The organism is Bradyrhizobium diversitatis (assembly GCF_016031635.1).
GTDB classification, from domain to species: domain Bacteria; phylum Pseudomonadota; class Alphaproteobacteria; order Rhizobiales; family Xanthobacteraceae; genus Bradyrhizobium; species Bradyrhizobium diversitatis.
On record NZ_JACEGD010000007.1, the window covers coordinates 13,915 to 37,064 of the forward strand.

At 61.2% G+C, this 23,150-nt stretch carries 18 protein-coding genes and 2 pseudogenes; 3 read left to right on the forward strand and 17 right to left on the reverse strand.

Features of this window, described 5'->3' with window-relative positions; all coding sequences use genetic code 11:
* Positions 1–3: 3 nt before the first annotated feature.
* The 5 genes from H1B27_RS08235 to H1B27_RS08255 all read right to left on the reverse strand — a co-directional run bounded on the left by H1B27_RS08235 (position 4) and on the right by H1B27_RS08255 (position 5,051).
* Positions 4–1,068, reverse strand: coding sequence for an extracellular solute-binding protein (locus tag H1B27_RS08235; protein ID WP_197965662.1), 1,065 nt, complete (start codon positions 1,066–1,068; stop codon positions 4–6).
* A gap of 27 nt (positions 1,069–1,095) precedes the next feature.
* Positions 1,096–1,899 carry an ABC transporter permease gene (locus H1B27_RS08240; protein ID WP_197965663.1) on the reverse strand — a complete coding sequence of 268 codons (804 nt, stop codon included), beginning with the start codon at positions 1,897–1,899 and terminating at the stop codon, positions 1,096–1,098.
* Positions 1,899–2,831 (reverse strand): ABC transporter permease, encoded by a 933-nt coding sequence (locus tag H1B27_RS08245; RefSeq protein WP_197965664.1) that lies wholly within the window; start codon positions 2,829–2,831, stop codon positions 1,899–1,901. Before H1B27_RS08245 ends, H1B27_RS08240 begins: the two co-directional genes overlap by 1 nt.
* Positions 2,832–3,052: 221 nt before the next feature.
* Positions 3,053–4,255, reverse strand: coding sequence for a pyridoxal phosphate-dependent aminotransferase (locus H1B27_RS08250; RefSeq protein ID WP_197965665.1), 1,203 nt, complete (start codon positions 4,253–4,255; stop codon positions 3,053–3,055).
* Positions 4,248–5,051, reverse strand: coding sequence for an SDR family oxidoreductase (locus tag H1B27_RS08255; protein ID WP_197965666.1), 804 nt, complete (start codon positions 5,049–5,051; stop codon positions 4,248–4,250). Before H1B27_RS08255 ends, H1B27_RS08250 begins: the two co-directional genes overlap by 8 nt.
* Before the next feature lie 236 nt (positions 5,052–5,287).
* On the opposite strand from H1B27_RS08255, the gene H1B27_RS08260 reads away from it, so the two are divergent.
* The gene (locus H1B27_RS08260) at positions 5,288–5,980 is read left to right on the forward strand and encodes an SDR family NAD(P)-dependent oxidoreductase (RefSeq protein ID WP_197965667.1); all 693 of its coding nucleotides are present in this window, start codon (positions 5,288–5,290) and stop codon (positions 5,978–5,980) included.
* 1,616 nt (positions 5,981–7,596) lie between these two features.
* Positions 7,597–8,920: pseudogene (locus H1B27_RS08265) on the forward strand (DUF3422 family protein).
* Positions 8,921–11,671: 2,751 nt separating this feature from the next.
* On the opposite strand, the gene H1B27_RS08270 reads toward H1B27_RS08265, so the two are convergent.
* Entirely contained in the window at positions 11,672–12,958 is a 1,287-nt protein-coding gene (locus H1B27_RS08270) for a methyl-accepting chemotaxis protein (protein WP_197965668.1), read from the reverse strand.
* A 222-nt stretch (positions 12,959–13,180) separates the two neighbouring features.
* Between H1B27_RS08270 and H1B27_RS08275 the strand changes: the two genes are divergently transcribed.
* Entirely contained in the window at positions 13,181–13,510 is a 330-nt protein-coding gene (locus H1B27_RS08275; protein ID WP_197965669.1) for a hypothetical protein, read from the forward strand.
* A gap of 367 nt (positions 13,511–13,877) precedes the next feature.
* Here the strand turns inward: H1B27_RS08275 and H1B27_RS08280 are convergent, their stop codons facing one another.
* The 11 genes and pseudogenes from H1B27_RS08280 to H1B27_RS08330 all read right to left on the reverse strand — a co-directional run bounded on the left by H1B27_RS08280 (position 13,878) and on the right by H1B27_RS08330 (position 23,124).
* Positions 13,878–14,141, reverse strand: coding sequence for a DUF3551 domain-containing protein (locus H1B27_RS08280; protein ID WP_197965670.1), 264 nt, complete (start codon positions 14,139–14,141; stop codon positions 13,878–13,880).
* 337 nt (positions 14,142–14,478) lie between these two features.
* Entirely contained in the window at positions 14,479–14,742 is a 264-nt protein-coding gene (locus tag H1B27_RS08285) for a hypothetical protein (protein WP_197965671.1), read from the reverse strand.
* A gap of 813 nt (positions 14,743–15,555) precedes the next feature.
* The gene (locus H1B27_RS08290; protein ID WP_197965672.1) at positions 15,556–16,497 is read right to left on the reverse strand and encodes an aliphatic sulfonate ABC transporter substrate-binding protein; all 942 of its coding nucleotides are present in this window, start codon (positions 16,495–16,497) and stop codon (positions 15,556–15,558) included.
* On the reverse strand, positions 16,494–17,594 hold the full coding sequence (locus H1B27_RS08295; RefSeq protein ID WP_197965673.1) for an LLM class flavin-dependent oxidoreductase: 1,101 nt from the start codon (positions 17,592–17,594) through the stop codon (positions 16,494–16,496). The genes H1B27_RS08290 and H1B27_RS08295 overlap by 4 nt, the downstream gene beginning before the upstream one ends.
* A gap of 28 nt (positions 17,595–17,622) precedes the next feature.
* A pseudogene (locus H1B27_RS08300) lies at positions 17,623–17,953 on the reverse strand (acyl-CoA dehydrogenase family protein); the annotation flags it as partial.
* 323 nt (positions 17,954–18,276) lie between these two features.
* Entirely contained in the window at positions 18,277–18,468 is a 192-nt protein-coding gene (locus H1B27_RS08305; protein ID WP_197965674.1) for a hypothetical protein, read from the reverse strand.
* 268 nt (positions 18,469–18,736) lie between these two features.
* The gene (locus tag H1B27_RS08310; protein WP_197965675.1) at positions 18,737–19,318 is read right to left on the reverse strand and encodes a flavin reductase family protein; all 582 of its coding nucleotides are present in this window, start codon (positions 19,316–19,318) and stop codon (positions 18,737–18,739) included.
* Between the two features lie 30 nt (positions 19,319–19,348).
* Positions 19,349–20,185, reverse strand: a complete 837-nt coding sequence (locus H1B27_RS08315) for an ATP-binding cassette domain-containing protein (RefSeq protein ID WP_197965676.1) — start codon at positions 20,183–20,185, stop codon at positions 19,349–19,351.
* A 7-nt stretch (positions 20,186–20,192) separates the two neighbouring features.
* On the reverse strand, positions 20,193–20,999 hold the full coding sequence (locus H1B27_RS08320; protein WP_197965677.1) for an ABC transporter permease subunit: 807 nt from the start codon (positions 20,997–20,999) through the stop codon (positions 20,193–20,195).
* On the reverse strand, positions 20,996–22,174 hold the full coding sequence (gene ssuD / locus H1B27_RS08325) for an FMNH2-dependent alkanesulfonate monooxygenase (protein WP_197965678.1): 1,179 nt from the start codon (positions 22,172–22,174) through the stop codon (positions 20,996–20,998). Before ssuD ends, H1B27_RS08320 begins: the two co-directional genes overlap by 4 nt.
* Positions 22,171–23,124: a sulfonate ABC transporter substrate-binding protein gene (locus H1B27_RS08330; RefSeq protein WP_197965679.1), complete on the reverse strand. Its 954-nt coding sequence runs from the start codon at positions 23,122–23,124 to the stop codon at positions 22,171–22,173. The genes ssuD and H1B27_RS08330 overlap by 4 nt, the downstream gene beginning before the upstream one ends.
* Between the last annotated feature and the right edge of the window lie 26 nt (positions 23,125–23,150).

A 23,150-nucleotide genomic window follows, 5' to 3' on the forward strand; every position in this document is an offset into this window, starting at 1 on the left:
CGCTCAGCTCGTGAACACTTCGTTATACTTCTCCAGCCAGGGACCGCGGCGCGGGACGATGAAATTCCAGTCCGGCGTGAAGAGCCCGAGATCGGTGGCCTTCGTATCGGGATAAGCGAGGAATTTTGCCGTCTCAGGCTTGAAATCGATTCCGCTGACCGAGGGCGCGCTCAGCGTCTGCTCGGACAGCATCCTGGCGACCGCCGGGTCCAGGATGCGGTTGATGAAAGCGGCTCCGAGTTCCGGCTCCGGTGCATTCTTGACGATCGTCATGCTGTTGATGCCGGTGAATGCGCCCTCCTTCGGGAAGGTCATATCGAGCGGCAGCCCCTTCGCGGTGTGCGGATAGATCGCCTTGGAATATTCGATGCCGCCGATCGTCGCCTGCCCCTGCGCGACCTGGAGCACCTGCGCCTCGCTATCGTAGATCGTCAGCACGTTCGGCTTGAGCGTCGCCAGCTTGTCCCAGCCCTGATCGACCAAATATTGCGCCTCCTTGAACGGCTTGCCCGTGACGAGCGAGGCCGCGACGATGAGCATCAGCACGCTCTGGGTATTCTTGGGCGTGTTGAGGAGGATCTGCTTGCGATATTTGGCGTCGAAGATCTCCTCATAGCTCTTGAGCGGCTTGGTCACCTGCGGATTGATGAACATGGCCGCGCTGGAGATCGAGAATCCGACGCCGTAGCCGTCCTCGAAGATATATCGCGGATAGACCATCGCCAGATTAGGGATCTTGTCGGCGTCGAGCTTGCCGATCAGGCCCTCCTGCTTGGCCTGGGGAATGCCGACGTCGTCCATCATCATAACGCTGAATCGCGGCGTGTCGCGGGTTGCGCGAAGCGCGGCGATGTTGGAGAGGGTTGCCCCCTCGGTCGTGAAGACCCGGCATTTGAACTCGGTTTCGAACTTGGGAATGACCTCCTTCTGGATCAGTTTGCCCAGGGCGGAGTTGTAAACGCCGACGTGCAGCTGCTTGGTGTCCTGCGACCACGCCCGGCTGATGATGGTCGGGAAGGCGACCGCGGATGCACCGGCCTTGATGAGAGTCCTACGCGTCAGTCTCATGGTCCAATCTCCATCTACAAAAGAACATCAGGCGGCCAGCGCGCGGCGAAGACCTACCAATTTTTCCAGGAGCAAGACGCCGACCATCGCCATCAGGATGATGATGGTCGACATCGCCGGCACGGACGGATCAAAAACGTTGACGAGCTGCCGCATCAAGACCAGCGGCACGGGCGTGTATTCGGAGTTCGCCAGCCACATCGTGACAGGGTAGTTGTCGAACGACACCATGAAGGCAAACAGTCCGCCGGCGGCGACCCCGGATGCGATCTGCGGCAGCGTCACCCGCCAGAAGGTTCGCAGCCGGCCGGCCCCGAGAGTGCGGGCAGCATCCTCCAGATTCTCGTCGACCAATTGCAGACTGGTGACCACCGTCCTGATCACATAGGGCGAGGTCACGACGATATGGCCGATCAGAAGGTTCAGCCGCGCGTCTGTCGAGCCGAGCTTATTGAGGACCTGGAGCAGCGCGAGGCCCGTTATCAGGGCTGGAAATATCAGCGGCGAAAGCAGGAAACCCTTGATCGCCGCGAGGCCGACGAAATGTCCGCGCACCAGCGCGAAGGCCGCCGGCACACCGAACAGCAGCGAGCCCACCGTCGTGCCGAGCGCGAGCAAAATGCTGAGCCGCATCGCTTCGAGGAAGTCGCGGTCCTGGAGAACCTTGGCATACCATTTCAGCGTGAAGCCCTGCGGCGGAAAGGTCACGAAATAGGAATCGGAAACCGACGCGGCCATGACGAGGAGCAGTGGCGCGAGGATGAACAGCATCATGCCGGCGGTGATGGCGTAGAGGATGAAGGCACCGAAGCCGGAAAACCGCTCGTCCATCAGTCGGGCCTCCTGAGACGCCGGCCTTCCAGAAGCCACATCGAAACGCCATTCACCGCGAGAACGAGGCCGACGAGAACGACCGCAATCGCAGCGCCGAACGGCCAGTCGTAGACGACGAAGATCTGCTGCTCGATCAAATTGCCGAGCATCACCGCCGAGGCCCCACCGAGGATTGCTGGAATGACGAAGGAGCCGGCCGTGAGCGAAAATACCAGAGTGAAGCCCGCCACGAAGCCAGGCATGCTCAACGGCAGCGTCACCCGGAGAAAGACCTTCCACCAGGGGGCGCCGAGCATGCGAGCCGCATCTTCGAGGTTGGGATCGATCTTGCCAAGCGCGGACGCCAGCGGCAGAACCATCATCGGGAAGAATACGTGCAGCGATCCGATCACGACCGCCGTTTCGGTGTAGAGGACCGATACCGGTGCGTCGACGACATGCAGCGTCATCAGGATCCAATTCAACATCCCTTTCGGGCCGTTCTGCAGCACCAGCTGCCAGCCGTATCCACGAACGACCACGCTGACGATCAGGGGCGCGATCACGATCAAGGTGATGACGCGCGTGACCATCGGACGGCTCTTGACCATCACCAGCGCGACCGGATAGGCGAGCACCGTCGCGAGCGCCGAGGTGATGATGCTGATCCGCAGCGTGGTCCAAAGCACGCGCGCGTAGAGCTCGACATTAACGAGGCGTGCGTAATGCGCCAGCGTAAACGGGCGGCCGATGATGCCGCGGCTGTCCTGGGTCTGGATGCTCGAGAACAGCAGGGCGAGCGCCGGATAGAAGAAGAAATAGGTCAGGAAAGCCAACATCGGGATGGCGAGAACCCCGACAGGCAACGCCAAGCGCCAGCGCGATCTCTCCCGGGCGACCGGTGGCGCCTCAACAGTCAAAACTGCCACCGCCTCGTCGCTGGTGGTCATCGCTGGCCGTCCTCGACTGTGGGATACCAAGACTGCCCCTCTTTAGAACAAAGCTTATGCGCTGGCATTCTACAGGACCAAGAACATCTTCGTTTAGGGGCATCAGGAACGATTATGACAACCGCTTCGGCATATTGCTCCGATCTTGATCTGCGAACGCCGCTGGTTACGGCTTTCGCCCACCGTCCGGGGGCCCTCCCCCTTGCATTTCCAATGCCCGGTCAGCGCAGGCTTTCGCAGAAGCTTGCGATGCGCCGGCAGCCTTCCTTGAGCGATCCGATATCGGTCGCGTAGGAAATGCGGAAATACGGGCTCATGCCGTAGGCGCCACCGTGCACCGCAGCGACATGCTGCTCCTCCAGCAAAGCCGAGATGAAGTCGGCATCGGTGTCCAGCCGCCGTCCGCCTTTCGTGGTCTTGCCGATGCAGCCGGCGATGTTCGGAAACACGTAGAAGGCGCCTTGGGGCCTGTGGCAGGTGATGCCGGGTATCTGATTGAGGAGCTTGACCACCAGATCGCGCCGGTCGCAATAGATGTCCGCGCGCTCCTTAAGGTAGTCCTGCGGTCCGTCCAGGACCGCAACCGCCGCTGCCTGGCTCAGGGTACAAATTCCACCGGTCGCCTGACCATGGACGTTGTTCATCGCCGCGATCAGGTCCCTGGGGCCTCCGCAATAGCCGACGCGCCAGCCCGTCATGGCGTAGGCCTTCGACGCGCCGTTGACAGTCACGACGCGATTCTTCAGCCGTGGCTCAACCTCAGCGATTGTACAGAACTCGAAACCATCATAGGTGAGATGTTCATAGATGTCGTCGGTCAGGATCCAGACGTTGGGATGCTTCAACATGACGTCGGCGATCGCGCGCATCTCCTCGCGCGTGCAGGCCGCGCCGGTCGGATTGTTGGGAAAATTCAGGATCAACCACTTCGTCCTCGGGGTGATCGCCGCATCGAGGTCCGCCGGGCGGAGCTTGAACTGGTTGTTCTCAGGACAGGGCACGGCGACGGGCGTCGCCTCCGCAAGGAGAACGATGTCGGCATAGGTGATCCAGCCGGGAGCCGGAATGACCACCTCGTCGCCCGGATTGCAGGTCGCGAATAGTGCGTTGAAGATGATCTGCTTGCCGCCGTTGGCGATCAGGATCTCGTCAAGACCATAGTCGAGCTTGTTCTCGCGCTTGAACTTGCGCTGCACCGCGGTCCTCAGCGCGGCGGTCCCCGGCTGCGCCGGATATTTGGTATCGCCGGCAAGCGCCGCCCGATGAGCGGCCTCGATCGCATGCGGCGGCGTTGGAAAATCGGGCTCCCCGGACGACAGGCCGACGATCTTGACGCCTGCGTCGCGCAGCTCACGCGCCTTGTCCGTCATCGCCGCCGAGGCCGATACCTTCACGGTCTTGAGGCGATTTGCGAGTTCAGGCATTGTCGGCTCCGCTTGTCATGTCTCTCAATTGCGCGGTCTCGGACCGGCTGGCGAATCGCAGTTCGCCGACGACCTGGAACGTGGGGACGACCTCGATCATCGCGACGTTCATCCGCGCCGGTGCCCCCACCGCGAACGCAATGGCTTCCGCGATGTCTTCGGACTGGAGCGTCTCGAACGTGTCGACGAAGCGGGCATCCGGATGGTCGGCAGCATTCTGATTCTGGAAGATGCGCGTCGCCACGCGCCCTGGCGAGACTTCGGTGACGCGAGCGCAGGTTCCGTAAAGATCGATGCGCAATTGCTGCGCCAGCGAACGAATGCCCGACTTGGTCGCGTGATAGGCCACAGATGAATTGAATGTCGTTGCATTCTCGCCGAAGGCATAATGGCCGGCGATCGACGAGACGTTGACCACGTGGCCGCGGTTGCGCTGTGCCATACCGGGTACGACGAGCCGCGTCAGATGCAGGACCGCGCGCAGATTGACGTCGATCAGCGTGTCGACGTCGTCAGACGCAGTATCCAGCATATTGCTGCGCCTCGACTGACCGGCATTGTTGACGAGGACGTCGAACTCGGCCGAGCCCCCAAGCCGCGTCAGGGCGGCGAGATTGTTCAAATCGAGCGCGCATACTCGACAGCCCGTTTCAGCCGAGAGCGCCGCCAACCGCTGATGGTCTCGCCCCAGCGCATGAACCTCGAGCCTCGCGGCGCAGAGCCGCCGAACCGTCGCAGCCCCAATCCCCGAGGATGCGCCCGTCACCAACGCCGTTCGATAGTCCGAAAATCCCATCTGCGGGGGCTCTTTTGCAGGCAGCCAGGCGTTGCGAAACTACGTGCATGGGTCGATGCAGGCATACAGCAGATTTGTTCTGCCCTCATAAGGACATCCAATATCCCGGCCGGTTGCGCCGGTCTGCGAGCCATAAGCACGCCGGATGCCGGCAGAGCGAATTTCTCTTACTCGCTATCGGTCGCGTCCCCTTACATTCGTGGCGCGCTTGGCTCACTCATAGGAGACGGACTCGGATGTTGGAGGTCGGCAATCGGATCGCCATGGTCTCGGGAGCTTCGCGCGGCATCGGACGCGCCGTCGTCGACCGGCTGCTGTCGTCGGGCTTCCGCGTATCGGCGGGGCTCCGCGACGCGAGCCGCCTTGCGGGAAGCGATCGCCTCATGACGCATCGCTATGACGCCGAAGATGCCGCGAGCCCGATCGCCTGGGTCAATGCCACGGTCGCACGATGGGGAGGTGTCGATGCCGTTGTCAATGCGGCGGGGATCAACCCGAAGGTTCGCGTCTCCGACGTGGGCGAGGACGACCTCGACGACATGTGGCGCGTCAACGTCAAGGGCCCTCTGCGCCTCGTCAGGGCCACTCTGCCTCATCTGGCGGTGTGTGGTCACGGCAGGGTCGTCAACCTGGGCTCCCTCGCCGGCAAGCGCGTGGGTAGCAATGTCGGCTACGCCATGACCAAATTCGCGGTGGTCGCACTCACCCATGGCATGCGCCGGGAAGGACGTGCGGCCGGCATTCGCGCAACGGTGATTTGCCCGGGCTACGTCGCCACCGACATGACGCTGAACGACGACGAGATCTCTCGCCATGAGATGAGCCAGCCGGGCGACATCGCCCGCCTGGTGGAAACCGCACTCATGCTGCCGAACAACGCCTCGGTGTCTGAGATTCTCGTGCACTGCCAGTTCGAGCCGATGCTATAGGCCCTGGTCGTTGAGACGCGTCGTTTATGACGCCCTGCGAACTATGCCGAGTAGGATCGTTTTCCCCAGATTTCTCGCTGACTGGCGTCTCAGAGGCGGGCCGCTCGGATAGCTCTCCGAGTGCTATGCCGCTCGTCTCCTCGAAGAGAGGCTCATTCGGCACGGCGCGTGGCATTGCTCAACCGCCGGTACAGCCGGCTTCTGCCCAAGCACGCTTCAACTGCCATCTTCCTGTCGTCATGCTGCCCGGTGGAAGCGCGCCAAGCCGTATCTTTACAGCGGAGATCGATGCGTTGCTGACGGCAGCGCTGGCTCTGCCGCCAGCCGACGGGCTGCGCCAATCGAGCTAACATAACCTTGTTCGGGCTGATCGCGGTGACAGGCATGCGCATAACCGAGGCGATGGGCCTGGCGCGTGGTGACGTCGACCCGACGCCGGCGTGCTGACGTCTTCGAGGAAGGTCGTTATCGCGGGGCCCAACGCGGTGCGCAGCATGCGCGCCACGCGAGAACGCTTCCGAATGGATTGAAGTGCGCGCCACGATCGTCCCCGTCGAGCGTCAATCGCGGCAAGCGATCAGCGACGAGGATAGATAGAAACGGCAGGGGATGGATCAGTTCAGTAAGTACTCAGCCGTCGTAGCAAGCCAGCGCAGAGGAGAGAAAAACTACCTGGTGTGTAGAAGGCGATAACCTCACTCGATGTGACATTATGAGCCCATCGCCAGGCCTGGCTGCCGGTCCGGGGTGCGGTCACTCTCCGGACTCTGCATCGACAAATCCGACGACAGCGTGGCCGCCCAGACAATGGCAGCGGCCGGGCGAGCCATCATCTTGCCGAAACAGGGCAATTGCCTGTGGCCTGTCCACGTGCGGATTCTGTCAGAATACAAGCGCTCTTCATGTCTGAAACCCGCCTCCGATTCTCTTCGAAGACCAAATTGCGCCAACAAACACACGAGCCTGCCTCTTCTACAGTGCTGGCCCAAATCCTGCACCGGCTCTCCGGCCAGAAAGCTACGCGCCAGCAACAAGATGGGAGTCGCGCTTGGTCATCGATCTGTCATCCGACAATGCGGTTGCCGCACCCGACGTCGACTGTCTGCACCCCGCTGGGAGAACGGAAGACGCTCTTGCTTGCGATCGGTCATGCCACCGGAAACCCATTTTCAGAAGATGGCCGGCATATCTTCATTTGCGCGCGGCAATCCTTCGGTGGTGGGCGATCTCCGTGGGATTCGGAGACAGACAACCATGTCCACGTCGATCAAGGCATTGGTCGGACGGTGTCGCACGCTACCCCCGAGGTCGGGGAACGGCTTGTTCGCGATCGCTACAAGCATTGATCCACAATACCGGCATTTTGCCACCGGACCGTACCCCCCAGACGTCTTTGACGGGCTCAGTCGAAAGCGGGATGAGGCTGTTTCGGCTCAATCTGCTCGGCATGATCCTGCTCCCGCAAGACCTCTTTCTCGAGCTGAAGGCGACCTCGGTATCGATCCTCAACGTGACTTGATCGGCGCCTTGCCGCGCACCCGTTTTCCAGCACCGCCAATGCCTCCCCGCGTCAAGGCTGACGGTTGCTTGCTCACTTTGAAGCGAGGCGTCAATACATGATCGATGAACTGGATCTGCGAACCTTCACGCCACATCCGCAACGCGACGCCGTGCTCGGCGAAGTGCACGCGCGCCCTTTCACGCGCCTTGCTTCGCCATTCAGCGTGATCCACTTGGCTTTTCTTGCGCAGGGCGAGGCGGCTGCAAGCGATCGCTGCCGCTTTATCGATTTCTGCGTAGACCGCAATCTTCCGCCGCCTGCGCAATCGGCGAAACATCATCAGATTGTCATCGGTCCCGCGACGCTACGCTGGGAGCAGCATGCGGAATTTACGACATTCACCTGGTTCTGGAGTAACGCAAATCGTCCTGCCGCTCACCAAGTCGGGAAAGTTGATGATGCCGTCCGATCGCTGATCCGCGCGTTGCGGCAATCCGGACAATTGCTGGTCGCGATCAGGTTAGAAGTGGAGCAGGAGGCCTCGCCGACCAAGCGGGCCGAACAGATTTTTGACAAGAATAGCCTGGCGATGGTTGCCACAAAGAACGGTGCAGGCGTTGCCGCCTCAGACTTCCGCGTGGACGAAAAAGGTTTCACGAAAATCCTCGTCTGCGACCTCGGGTTGACGTCGCACGATCTCGGAGCGCTGGTGCAACGGCTCCTGGAAATAGAGACCTACCGTCCTTTGGCGCTGCTTGGCCTGTCGGCGGCCCTTGAGCTTGCACCGTCTGTTGATCGCATCGACCGCCGTCTCGTCGAGGCGCTCGAAAAAATGCAAAGCGGTGCGGGGCTGCAATTCAACAACCATCTGCTTGCCGAGCTGACGGCGTTGGCCGCCTCCTTAAAGAGGCGCGACTGCCAGCCTGTTTCGCTTCGGCGCCAGCAGGGCCTATAACGAGCTGGTCCAATCGCGATTGTCAATCATTGAAGGCAACGACGTCTCGGGCTATCCGACCTGGTCGTCGTTTCTGGCGCGCCGCATGGCGCCCGCGATGCGAACTTGCGCGACCGTGGAGGATCGTCAGGCGACCCTGTCGGTCAAGCTCGCGCGTACCGCCGATCTGTTGCGAACCCGTGTCGACGTCGAAATTGAACGACAGAATCGCGACCTCCTGCACGCTATCAACGAGCGCGCGAGGCAGCAACTTCGGATGCAGTGCACCGTCGAAGGATTGTCGGTCGGGGCAATCGGATATTACGTGGTCAGCCTGTTTGGCTATCTGGCCAAGGGCGCGCACGATGTCGGACTGCGTGTAGAGCCCTCGTTCCTAACCGCAGCCTTCGTGCCGATCGCGGTGGGCGTGATCTGGCTGGTGAGTTACAATATCAGAAAGCGACACCTCAAGCACGACGAGGCGCCCTCGGTGGCTCGCGACTAAAGCTCATTGAGGGAAGCAGTGCGTCCGTCCTACGAAGCTCGCATAGTCGTGGTGCGACGCTGCCGCAAAAGCCCCGACTGGTTAGCCCGCAGTCTGTGCTTTGATTGATCGGGATAGGAGGACGTCTCGCGATGCCATCCTTCCCACACCACTTGGGATACCCGGGTCCGTATCGCGGCGGTTCGACTGAGTTAAGCTAAGCCCGGAAACCACTATTCGGGAGAGACTGCGGGCGTCAAAGAAGTGATTGCACACGGCGGACCGCCGCCCGGACATTCGCCAGAGCCGCGCCGGCGAACCGGCCGCAATCGATGCGGCGAACTTCGCGATGCCGAGGCGGACAGGCTCGGGAAGCGCTTCGATCGTCGCAAAGACTGCAGTTTTGCGCTTTGGATCAGGCTTGCAATTCGTAAACAAGGTTGGCGCGACCGAGCGATGCCGCCATGCGATCACTTTTCCCGACGAATCAATTCCCGCGTCTAAGCGCGTATAGGTCCAGCTCGATTGTTCCAGATTTAACCTCTCGCTGCGTCATCAAGCTTAACCTGCGTATTCGCTTGCGCCGGTGCTACGTAACGCTAGCCTCTTCGTGCCGGACATTGCCCTTGATCCGGGTCCCTAGTGGCGAAGCCGTCGCGCCAATATACTCGGCGCGCGGCCTCGTTTGTTTGCAGGGCTCTCGCGCGAGTTTCATTTGAAAAGGCAGTCAGACCGCGAAACTCTCGATCTTATTGATATGCGTCGGCAGCTCACGGCCCTGCGCTCGCAACACTCTGACAACCTTTCAATTGCGTCGCTATTGAATCGTTTCCTCGTGAAGGTTGCATTCCTCTCGGAGCCAGGAAATCTGGCGCATGAGCAACATCTCCGCGCGGAATTTGTAAAGACGCTTAAGAAGGTCGAAGCGATCGCCTCGCGAAAGTCAGCAACGAACCGATCATCGGTCAACAAGCCATCCAAGTAACGCTAATGACCATATCTCATTGCGGTCACTGACAGCGGAGTCGATGCTAGATGTAGTCGCGAAGTCGTCTTTGTTTCGCGTACCGGCGGCCTTCGCGGCAAGGGGTCGCCGCCCTCGGGTGGCGGCCCCGCCCATGCCACGGGCACACGCAAGGCGCTAGGCGCCGATCTGGACCGCGGCGTCCGGACGTCACTGGACAGAGGTTCGCGGCGATGTCGGCGAACATCCGCTGGTCGTCGTCCGCGCCGCGAGCGACCTTCAATTTCCCGCGGCAGCTTCGCGACGGCTCAACGGAACATGATTTCGGCGCACCGCGCCCAAACTAGCTCGCCATCCGGTGGCGTAAGAACCACCAACTCATCTGGCGCGAACCTTCTTCGCGGTGATCGCAGCGAGCATCCTCGATTTTTGCCGGCGCCCTGTGGCGCAATTTGGCAGACGCAGACATTGGTCGAGCCGTCCGCGCCGAACGAATTTGGTCTCATCCTTGAGCGGCGCACCACTAAGGGGACGGCTCTCGTCGACGCTTAGCCCGACGGCCGCACCGTTGCCCGTTCCATGCCCTAACTCCCCCGCAGGGTGGCGCCGAAATCCTCATTGTCGTTCACCATGCTTCGACGACACCGCTCTCGTCTCCGAGATCATCCTTGAGCACGGCGGCACATAGCAATCGTACAAAAACTGAGACAGCGAGGCGCAACACCCCCGATTTCGTATCCGTCAGGCGGAGCCGCGCACCCGCTTGGCGATCATCTGCTGGCATGAGGAAAATCGCATCGATCGCAAAGCGCTATTCGTGCAAACCGATCTGAAAGGCGATCTACCTGATCCTCATCGCTCATCATACGAACAACAAAAATCTCGTACGGCGAGGCTGGGCCTCACTGCTGCGGACATGCTGCTCGCCGCGGGCTTCGAAGTCATCACCAGTGACATCGTCACATATCAGCCCGATCGACAGCACTCGTTCATCTCGCTGTGCTCGACGGCTCGGCGATCGTCGCGCCCGCTTCTACGAACCGGCCCTACTGGGCAGGGAATAAGCTTGCAGCGAAGTACGCGCGCCGAGCGCCGCGCCCGGGGAGTGGTAGTGGTCCTACTGACTGCCCAGATTCGAATTCGGCGGCACTCGCTTAGGGCGCGCGCGTGCCCTCGGCGGTAGGTGTGCGCTCCGAGCAGAACTCCGGCGTATATTCCCCGCAAACGCCGCGAAACGTTCTGGCTGCGGTGTTACATGGCCCAATCTTTGGAGCAGCCTTTGGTGGCATCACCATACTTCATCATAGCCGCCATCGTGTTCTGGGGCTCCCTCGGGTGGCTTCTCTACTCCCTTTGGAAGTTGCCGTTCTAATAGGTCAATTCCGCCGCGAGGCAGCAGAGAATTCGCCGAAATCGGTGTTGTCGCGGTCGAACTCGAAGTGCAACGTGATGACCGTCACAAAGCCCTCCAGCCTATGCATACGCGGTCCGGCGGCAAGCGCGTGTGTCAGGTTTCATACGGCAGAGGTCCGCGGTTCGGTCCCTTGTGCGCCCACCATTGATCTCAATGACCTAGAGGATCGCCCCCCGAAAAGCTGGGGCACTATTGGGGCACTCAGACTTCTGTCCGCAGACGGCGAATGACGCAAGTTCGCAAGCGCAAATTGGAAAGCGAGGCTCTGAGTGGACACGTAGTGCCGCAAGGCGTCCAGAGACCGGACGACAGCATGCGGAATGAAAGATGATCGTATTTTTTCCGGCTCTGGTCCGTGTCCATGGCGCATGTCATGACAGCGTCAGCGGTTCAATCACGCGGCGCGCACTGTTTTTAGGAATCGGCTCACTTCGTCCTCGAGACGACGACTCTCGTTGGAAAGTGACTGCGCTGCCGAGAGAACTTGGGAGGACGCCGAACCGGTCTCGATGGCGCCGCGTTGTACGTCCATGATGTTGGTGGAGACGCGCAGGGTACCTTCTGCGGTCTGCTGGACGTTGCGGGAAATCTCCTGCGTCGCGGCGCCCTGCTCTTCCACTGCTGCTGCGATGGTCGAGGAAATCTCCGACAGCTTCTCGATCGTGCCGCTGATCTCGCCGATCGCGCCAACCGAATCCTGCGTCGCTGACTGAATGCCGCTGATCTGCTGGCCAATCTCCCCGGTCGCCTTGGCCGTCTGCTCCGCCAGCGCCTTTACCTCGGAAGCGACGACGGCGAAACCTCGGCCGGCCTCGCCGGCCCGCGCAGCCTCGATGGTCGCGTTCAGCGCCAGCAGATTTGTCTGACCGGCAATGGTATTGATCAGTTCGACCACGTCGCCGATACGGGCTGCCGCCTTCGACAACTGGCTGACGCGGTCGGTCGTCTTGCGGGCCTGTCCAACCGCCTCGTTGGCGATGCGAGCCGCCTCCTGGACTTGCCGACTGATCTCCCTGACTGAGGATGACAGCTCCTCGGTGGCTGAAGCAACCGATTGCACATTGCTCGATGCCTCCGCCGACGCTGACCCGACGGTGGCGGTCAACAGTTGCGCACTCTCGGCCGTGGCGGCCAACCTTTTAGCCGAACTCTCCAGCTCCGATGAGGCCGACGAGACCGTACCAACGATATTTCCGACCGCATTTTCAAAGTCGGCGGCCAGCTTGTGGATCATCGCTCTCTTCTCTTCTTCCGCCTTCATCAATTCGTCGATATCGACCAGAGATCCGCAAGCGCGTCGCGGTTTCCGATTCTCGTCCAGCACGACGCCACCAGTCGCCCGAAACCAGCGATAACTTCCATCCTTGACCTTTAGACGACACTTCACATCGTAGCCTATCCCCGTCCGGCAAGTTGATTCGAAGGCGGCGAATGTCGGGGCTGCATCATCCGGATGCAGGCGATCGGACCAGGATTGCATGACGTTGGGGAATTCGGCTTCCGTCTTGTATCCGCAGAGGCGGCGGAATTCGGACGACCAAGTCCAACGGGCCTTGGGATGCATCGCGTCCCCGTCATAAAAGATCGCGTCCCACAGCCCGATTCCGCAATGGAGCGACAGCGTGTTGAGCCACTCGGCCTTTCTAAGAAGTTCCTGATTCCTGGAGCGCGCCTTGAACATCCTAGTCCCCACCACGTCTGAAGAATGAATTGCTCCGCAATTCCTCTGCGGCGAGACAGTTTCAAAATATCATTAACGTTCCGTTGTAGCCTCCCTCAGCGACGAGCCGGACAACTTACCGGAGGGGCCGCATGAGCGTGAATATCTGCACAAGCCAGAGCACGGGACAGGCAATGTCCGCGGCTGCGATCAAGATAAGATATCGCCTCGGGCGGCGATGTCGTGTCTGCCCAGGGTTCACGCAATGACGACTGGACTGCGGTGCTCGCCCGCATGTTTGAGAAATCGCGCCGAGCTGATGTGACGGCGGATGAGGCCGCGCCCTATGACGGCTTCATGACAGGCAAGCATTCGCAGCCGTTCTTCCGCGAGATCGGGTGGGACAGTCCCGAACGACCCTTGGCCGCCCGACGAGCGCAAGTGGTCACCACCGATGGCATACTTGTTCAAACCGTCACGGATCACGCACGAGATATGTTCGACCACAAAATTATCGCAGCTCCGTTTTTCCGGATGCGGGCAGCAGTGTCGTCCGTGTCCGCCGTCTCCTGACCCGATGCACCCGCCTCGAGCGCGAGAGTGCGAGGCGCAGTAGCCGGAGATGGAGTGTCGTGTGATGCGGGAAGTGACGCGAAGGGGCACGACGGAGACGCCGTTGTTTAAATTGGTGCCGGATCGGCCCATGCTGCGGGAGACTCGCTTCTTCCAGGATTGGACGATTCGAGTTCCTCAGCTGAGCGTGTCTACGCGTACTGCGCGCTCACTGCGACCCGGATGCGACCGAGGAGACGCATCGCAAGTGTACTCGCGCGGAGGGCCTCCAGGTGGAAGTCCACCACCGTCTCTCACCTTGCACGGTAGGTTCTTTATACGAGTACTACTCAGGAGGGATGTCTCGATCATCCTTGAAGGTCACACATCAGTGCAATTGTCGTCCCTGTCGCTCGAACGCGTAGATGGGATTCATGCCGCAATAGGCGTAGGTGCCGGACGCAGTGGCCATGCATTGGTCATAGGTCGAGAACTGGCAATTTCCCGGATAGCCCCACGTACGTCCCTGCAAGCAATAAATGTCCTGCCGAGCCGGGGGTATGGAACGACCCCGGGGAGCGGCGCCTGAAGGCGATCCAAAACCGCAGAGGATGGGAAGTGCAAGCAGGCCGATAAGCAGGACGTTGCGCATGAGATCTCTAGCCTCCGTGGGTCTTGTAGAGCATCCTCATTTGAGGTTTTGATCTTGGTCAATGGTAAATGGCCGGTCACAATCCGTCCAGCGATGGCCTTCGAAAGACGCTCGAGCGTGACAGCGCTCCCGAGTTTGAAGCGGCGGCATTCGTACCGTACGCAGACAGGAGCGCATCTTTCCTGCGTAGTGAGGTCGATCTGCGGTGACAATTCTTAAAGCAAGCGTTGATCACGCTCGAAGACTCTTGCGCTCCAGAATAGGCCGGCCAAGTTCCTAAGTCGTGCAAGTCACGCAATACGCGCTTGACAGCCCACAAAAGGGCCAACGACGAGCTCTAGGATTTCACGATCGGCTTGATCCGGCGCAGCAAGGAATCGGCGAATTCCTCGCGCTCGCGCATGAAGCGCTCTTGATGCGCTTGGAAACTCTCGACCCGCTTCCTGATCTCATCACGTTCGCTGCCGCCATAGTCGGGCACGCTGGCGGTATCCTGTTCGACGACTTCTTTCGGCTGAGGCCGCTCGTCCACCTTCAGCGATCTGGCGAACGCCGTGGTTTCAGCGACAAGCGCATCGAGCTCGCTCTTCCAATCATGCATTGACGCCCCCACGCAATACGGCCCGCTAGATGAGCCAGTTCATCACAAGCCAGGCTGCGACCAAGACGCAGATGCCAACCGCCAGATAGGGTACCCCAACCACCATCTGCATCTCCTTGAAAAAGCCACTCGACAACAATTATTGCCGGTGGCCCTCCGGGTCTAAAATGCGCATCGTGAAACAATGCAGTCCAGGCGGCAGCAATCCTAGACCAAAAGCACGTGGCTTTCTAGTTGTGCTGTTCAAGAACCTTAACGCAGCGGATGGTGTTTCCGCCAAGAACGGCGCGAGGCGACCGGGAGAGATTTGCACTTCTCTCTGCAACCATGTCTCTCCCATCAAGAGCTCGTAATGGTATTTTCTCGACCCGATCAGCCAGATCGCGACGCCGCAAGATGCATGGACGTGGATCAACGGCCGGTGAGGCGGTAGTTCGTGAACTGGATTTCCGAGCCGGTGAGATCTCAAAACGACGAATTGTGTGATTGTACGGGCGCATGGAAGACAATTAGATCATTTGCGCGGCGAGGCATCTCGCATCGCACGAGACGGCACAATCGACTGACGGATTGACTGGGGGCGCCGAAGGGGCGCATTTTTGCTTCGAGGATGCAGAGGCGAAGAAGGCATTTGTCTCGGTCTGCGAAGACTTCGCTGTTTCGTATAGAGATGCTTAACGGTCGCGATCACGTGCAAAACATAGCGAGGAGCCCAAGGTGACGTTGGGCTCTTTCAAGCGCGGTTCGGATGACTGGAAGGATTCGACTCGAACAGAGACCCGCGTCCAAAAGCCGGCGCGAGCGGCGGTGGCCTCACAAGCCTGCTCCTTTGGCGATTGCGTCTGAGAAGGAGCGATCGATGATATCCGAGACATCGAGCTTCCGCTTGATGAGACCCCAACGGAAGTAGAGGTCCATCGTGCTCTGCTCGTCTTTCGTCACACTGTCGTCGATCGGCGCAATGCGCACCTTTGCACGCGCGAGCCAATTCAGCGGCACGACGGCGGGGATATTCATCAGCCTGCCCCAGCTCTCGGCATAGCTGCTGGTATTGTTAAGCGACCAGGCCCTTGCAGCTGCGAGCCGACGAATGAAGTCGGTCAATTCGAGTCGTCTATCACGAATGGAACTCGCAGTTGCGACTTGGAAGCCGAGACCTGGTGTCAATCCTTCCGCGGTGATCACACGGCGCGATTTGAATAGGACTTCCTCCTGGCTGACATAAGGTTCCCATGTCGACCAAGCATCTACAGACCCCTGGCTGTAGGCGATCTTGGCATCGGACGGCGAAAGAAACATAATCTGCACGTCATCCGCCTTCCAGCCCATCTTCTCGAGCGCGGCCAGAATCAGTTGATGGCCGATTGAGCCGCGGCCGGTTGCGATTTTCTTTCCGCGCAGACCATCAAAGCTCTTGATGGGAGATTTTTCGGGCACAAGAATCGCAAGACCCTCCCCGGTTTGTCTGATCGCCGCAATCGCCTTTACCGGTGCGCCGGCGGCCGCCGCGAAAGTGAAGGGCGCATCTCCTACAAGCCCTGTCTCGATTGCGCCGGCGCTGAGCGCCTCCAGCAGTGGCGCTGCAGCTGCGAATTCCTTCCACTCGATCCTATAGGGCACGTCCTTCAGGACGCCTGCCGCTTCCATCACAGCCTGCGCATTCCCCTTCTGGTCGCCGACGCGCAGGATGGCTTGCGCTTGTCCGGCCTCAATACCAAGGAGCAGCAGCGCGCCGGCCAGCATTAGCCTGATCATTCCGCAGCCTCCCCTCGCGTGAGCTGCCGCTTGGAGATGAGTTCGCGGGTCAGCGGAATCAGTTCGCGGCCATATTCGATTGCGTCGATCAGGGGATCGAAGCCGCGGATCAGAAAATGAGTGATGCCGAGGTCGTAATAATCGCCGAAGACCTCCGCGACCTGCTCTGGCGTGCCGACCAGCGCCGTGCTGTTGCTGTTGGCCCCTGTGAGTTGTGCGATCTCGGTCCACAAGCGCTTGTCGATCCGGCTGCCCTGATCGGCCAGCGACAGCAGACGCCGTGCGCCGGCCGTGGCGTGGCCGTCGGCTGGCTTGCTGTAGCCGGTCTTGTCCTGCAGCGCGGTGGCGCGCGCCAAAATCGCCTCCGCTTTTTCCCAGGCCTGCTGTTCCGTCGGCGCGATGATCGCCCGCACCGACAGGCTGAAACGCGGGGTCGCGCGCCCTTGCCTCAGCGCGGCATTGTGAACGCGCGATGTGACATCGCGCACCTGGGCGTAGGACTCGCCCCAGAGCGCAAAGGTGTCCGCATGCTTGCCGGCTACATCGATCGCGGCATCCGAGGCGCCGCCGAAATAAATGCGGATTCCGTCTGGACGATACGGCCTGACCTGCGAGAAGCCGTTCTCGACCTGGTAGTATTTGCCTTTGTACGTGAACGGCTTGTCGCTGGTCCATTCCAACCGCACGACGTCGAGGAATTCGGATGTACGAGCGTAGCGTTCGTTCTTGTCATCGAGCGTATTGCCGTCTTGGCGCAGCTCCGTCGCATTGCCGCCGGTGATCACGTGCAGTGCGACGCGGCCGCGCGAAAACTGGTCGAGGGCTGCAAACTGCCGCGCCAGCAGGGTCGGCGCGGTGAAGCCCGGACGTTGCGCGATCAGCACATTGAGCCGCTCGGTGACGCCCAGCACATGCTGGGCGACCTGCAGGCTGTCGGGCGTGGTCGAGTGAAACGCCAGGAGTGCACGATCGAAGCCGGCGTTCTCGTGCGCTTTCGCCGCCGCTTCGATATGGGTCCGGTTCAGGACCGGCCCGTCGCGGACAATGGTTTCCGATGAATTGTTGTTACCGATATAGCCGATGAACTCGATTGGCATGTTTGTCTCCTTAGCTTGTTCCAGAAGCTCAAAACCCCAGCGAGGCGCGGCCTAGGATGAGGCGCGTCGAATCATCCTGGGGCGTGTGCACGCGGCCGCACAGAACGTCGCGATGGTGCCGCTCGCGGGTTGGCGCGGGAGAGTCCGTGATTGCCCGACAGCGAGAGCGCATCACCGACCACGGACACCGCATTGTTGGTGACGGTGAACTTGATGGCATTTGACTCGGCCGGTGACAGCGCGATCCCGTCATCAAAGTCGCCGCCAAAGCCGTCGATAAGGCGTGCATTCACCGCGAGCCGCACCTCGATGCCGGCGAAGATCTCCTGGGCTCGCGGCAAGGTCGCCACTGGCGCCCCGCGCGTCTCTACGTTTCTCATGGGTATCGGATCCTGCCGCTGGACGCAGCTTCGCCGTTTGCGCAAGCGCCCGGCGCTGCGCATGTTCCGTGCGGAGCTGCGTTGGGAGAAAGACTTTCCCGGGGCGACCACTCGCCTCGAGATTGCGAGACGGAAAGGATGCGGCGTGTTTCGCGTATCGTCAATGAAATGGAATTTCGAATGTGTGGAGCGGCAAGGTCATTCTCTCTCTTCCTCGTGCCGACAAACGACGAAACGATTTTCATGTTCGCGGATCGCTCCGATCACTTCCCGGTCGCTCACCTCAGACCTCAAGGAAATTGTCAGCCTTGGGGACGAGGCCGTTCGGAGAGCAACGCGCGTGCAGCGCGCTCCGCATCACGCGGCGAACGGAACTCACGCCCTTCCAGGCTGTCGAACAAATGCTCGGAGGAGAAGAAGCGAAAGCATCGCTTGTCCTTTTTGATGATGCCGGCAGTACGGTCGTTGATTTCGATGATGTAGGCTTCAGTCATGACTGGCCGCTCGCCGCACTTCGGCGTTCTTCGGATACCCTATCTTCTACTTAGGAAGGCTCAGCAGCAACAACAGCCGCCGGTGGCGACAGATATGCGGCACTGCACTATAGATTGGCGTACGCCGCCTTCGCTTCTCTGCGAGACCAGTTTCACGCGTCCACCCAACTTCGGTGCCTTGCTATGAGCCAACGGCCACCAAGAATTTGTCTAAGGCGCGGCAAGTCGATTCTTGAAGAGTGCAGGCATGCGCCGATTTGCCTTAGTCTTAGGGAAGGGAACGCCTTGGCGAGGACATGCTGACCTGAGCCATTCTTGCCGCATCCTCTTCGTGATCAATCGCGACGTACTGGCCGTGCCAATAAGCGAGTGCCGCGTTGCGTGCCGCCCTTCGGATCTCGCGCACGCGACCGATGACAATGCCGTGCGAATGGCGCTCGACGATCTCCTCGACCTCGCAATCGAGCGCGGCGAGTGCATCGACGAGCAAGGGAGCGCCCGACAAGCTTGAGCTCCAATCGGAACCGGCAAAGCGGGCGGCGCCCTTCAGCCCGCCCTTGCCGGCAAAGCGCTCGGCAATGTCAAGCTGATCGGCATTGAGGACGTTCACGCAGAAGATGCCGAGGCGCTGGATGAGCGGAAACGAGGAGGCGTCGCGATTGATACTGACGATCAGCGTCGGCGGATCGACCGAGAGCGACGTCACCGAGGTCACCGTCATGCCGGTTATGTCCCTGCCCCGCCCGGCCGTGACGACGCTGATGCCGCCGGCGAGATGGCGCATGGCGCCACGAAAATCTGCGGCGGGAACGGCGGGATCCATGACGAGAGGACGGGGAAGCGCATTCATGGCGGACTCGCTCGGTTTGGCCTGTCGTATCTAGATTCGCTCATCGCCCGAGAGAAGGGCGCGCAGGATCGAACCTTCGAGATCGGCAAGGTCCACCGATCGGCGCTCGCGCGGCCGTGGTACGTTGACGGTCACGTCCTGCGCGATCCGGCCGTCCTCGATCACAAGCACGCGATCGGCCAGCGTGACGGCCTCCGACACATCATGGGTCACCAGGATCGCGGTAAAGCCCTGGTCGCGCCAGACCCGCTCCAGGAGCCGTTGCATCGAAATGCGGGTCAGCGCGTCCAGCGCGCCGAGCGGCTCGTCGAAGGCGAGCACGCGCGGACGGGAGACCAGCGCGCGGGCGAGCGCCACGCGCTGTTTCTGGCCGCCCGACAGCACCGAGGGCCACTGGTCGCGCTTGTTGACGAGCCCGACCTCGGTGAGCGCCTTCTCTGCGCGCAACTGCGCGTCATCGGATGCACGATCGCGGCCGAGACCGACCTCGACATTGGACAGCACCCGCGCCCAGGGCAACAGCCGCGGCTCCTGGAACATCACGCGGATATCTTCTGCCTGGACCTCGTCACCAAAACTGATGCTGCCGGCGTCGATCTTTTCCAGGCCGGCAATGAGGCGCAGCAGCGTGCTCTTGCCGCACCCGCTCTTGCCCACGATCGCGACGAACTGGCCGGCCGGAATGTGCAGATCAATACCGCGCAGCACCTCGTTGTCGCCGAAGGACTTTCGCAGGCCCCGGATGTTGAGCGACAGGCCACTCACATGGAGCGGCCGCTCCTCACGCGCCACACGGGCGTGAGGTGCAGAATTGGCGCGGCTGGCGAGTTCGGTCTCGGGAACGGACGTACGAAGCGCTGTCTGCATGTCACTCTCAACGTTTCTGGAAGGCGGGGTGCCAGGACAGCGTCGCCCGCTCCAGCACACGGGAGGCGCTGTCGGCGATCTTGCCGAGCAGCGCGTAGATCAGGATCGAGAGCACGACGACGTCGATCAGCATGAATTCGCGCGCCTGCATCGCCATGTAGCCAAGGCCCGACGACGCCGCGATGGTCTCGGCGACAATCAGCGTCAGCCACATGATTCCGAGCGCGAAGCGGATGCCGACGAAGATCGACGGCAGCGCGCCCGGGAAGATCACGCGGCGGAACAGTTCGCCGTCACGCATGCCGTAGATGCGGCCCATTTCGATCAGCTGCGGATCGACGGTGCGGATGCCGTGCAGCGTGTTGAGGTAGATCGGGAAGAACACGCCGAGCGCCACCAGAAACAGCTTTGCGCTCTCGTCAATGCCGAACCACAATATGACCAGCGGGATCAGCGCCAGATGCGGCACGTTGCGCACCATCTGCAGCGTGGTGTCGGTGAGTTTTGCCGAAAGCTGTGACAGGCCGTTGGCAAGCCCGAAGGCGAAGCCGATGCTGCCGCCGATCAAGAAGCCGATCGAGGCGCGCCAGAACGAGACCCAGATGTTGCGAACGAGCTCGCCGGACAGCAGCAGCTTCCAGCCCGCCAGCGCGACATCGCTCGGCGCCGGTAGCACGCGCGCCGGGACGAAGCCGGTGATGCTCGCCACCTGCCAGATCGCGATGATGCCGAGCGGGACGATCCACTGGACCAGGCCGTCGACGCGGGGCAGGCGGAAGTTGCGCGGGAGAGAGACGCTGTCGATGAGGCTCATGATTGCGACACCCGATGCTGCGGACGGTAGTCGCTGCCGACCGTCTCGCCGAAAGGACCGCCGTTGAAGTGCAGCTTGGTCACGTTGCTCGGCTGCTGCAGCGAGAGCAGCGGGAAGACCAGCTCTGCGAAACGATAGGCTTCCTCCAGATGCGGGTAGCCCGACATGATGAAGGTATCGATGCCGATGTCCTGATATTCCCTAATACGCGCGGCGACGGTCTGTGGATCGCCGACCAGCGCCGTGCCGGCACCGCCGCGCACCAGGCCGACACCGGCCCACAGATTCGGCGCGATCTCGAGCTTGTCGCGCTTGCCGCCATGGAGCTGCGCCATGCGCTGCTGGCCGACCGAGTCCATCCGGGCAAAGTTCCTCTGCGCGGTGGCAATCGTGTCGTCGCTGACATGCTTGATCAGCTCGCCCGCGGCACGCCAGGCTTCTTCGTTGGTTTCTCGGACGATCACGTGAAGCCGGATGCCGAAGGAGAGCTTTCGGCCACGCGCGGCGGCGATGTCCCTCACCTTCTCAACCTTCTCGGCGACCAGCGCCGGCGGCTCGCCCCAGGTGAGATATTTGTCGACGGCGTCAACCGCGACATTGATGCCCGCATCCGAGGAGCCGCCGAAATAAAGCGGCGGCCGCGGCGACTGCACGGGGTGGAACAGCAGCTTGCCGTCCTCGACGTGGATGTGCTTGCCCTCGACATTGACGGTCCTGCCCGCCAGCAAATCGCTATAGACGTTGAGGAACTCGCGCGTGACCTCGTAGCGCTCGTCATGGCCGAGGAAGATGCCGTCGCCCTTGTTCTCGACGGGATCGCCGCCGGTGACGACGTTGACGAGAAGCCGGCCGTTGGTGACGCGATCGAGCGTCGCGGTCATGCGCGCCGCCACGGTCGGCGATTGCAAGCCGGGACGGACCGCCACGAGATAGCGCAGCCGCTCCGTGAACGGCGCGACCGAGGAGGCGACGACCCAGGAATCCTCGCAGCTCCGTCCCGTCGGCAACAGCACGCCGAAATAGCCGAGCTGATCGGCCGCCTGCGCGATCTGGCGCAGATAGTTGAAATTGACCTCGCGGCCGCCGATGCCGGTGCCGAGATAGCGGCCGTCGCCGTGGGTCGGCAGAAACCAGAGGATGTTGGCGTTGCTTTTCGTACTCATGACCTTGCTCATGTTCCTGGCCTCCGCACCACGTCGGAAATCTTGATGAATTGGGGGATCAGCTTGAGCGCGAGGAACGCGTCGGCAACCTGCTGCTGATCGGCGATCACGGCATCGGTCAGCGACTTGATGCCGTAGGCCTGCCGCTTCAGTGCCACCTCGACCACCGGGACCGACAGTCCGATCGCCGGCGCCAGTTGCTCGGCCACTGCATCGATGTCGCCCTTGGCCCAATCGTCCACTGTGCTGAGCTCGGCGAGCACGGCGTCGACGATCTCAGGGTTGGCGTCGAGGAATGTCTTCGAGGAGAAATAGAACTGGTAGTTCGCGACGATGTCGGTGCCGTCAGCGAGTGTGCGTGCACCGGTTGCCGCTTCGGCCGCGGCCTGGAATGGATCCCAGATCACCCAGGCACCGACCGCGCCGCGCTCGAAGGCGGCGCGCGCATCGGCCGGTGCCAGGAACACCGGTTCAACTTCCGAATATTTGACGCCCGCTTTCTCCAGCGCCTTGAGCAGGAGGTAGTGAACGTTGGAGCCTTTGTTGAGCGCGACCTTCTTGCCCTTAAGATCAGCAACCGATTTCAGAGGACTTTCCTTCGGCACCAGGATCGCCTCGCCCTTCGGCGCCGGCGGCTCGTAGGCGACGTACTGGATCGGCGCGCCGGCGGCCTGCGCGAAGATCGGCGGGGCTTCACCGGTGTTGCCGAAATCGATCGCGCCGACATTGAGCGCTTCGAGCAGCGGCGGGCCGGACGGAAATTCGGTCCATACCACCCTGTAGCCGTTGGCGGCGAGCTTCGGCTCCAGCGTGCCCTTGCTCTTCAGCAGCACCAGCTTGCCGTATTTCTGGTAGCCGATGCGGACCACCTTGTCCTGACCGTAGGAGGTACCGACCGCGGCGGCGACGATGCCGATCGAGAGCACGATGGCCGCGATCAGACGCTGAATGATGCACCTCATGTTCAAACCTTTTGAAATGGGGAGAC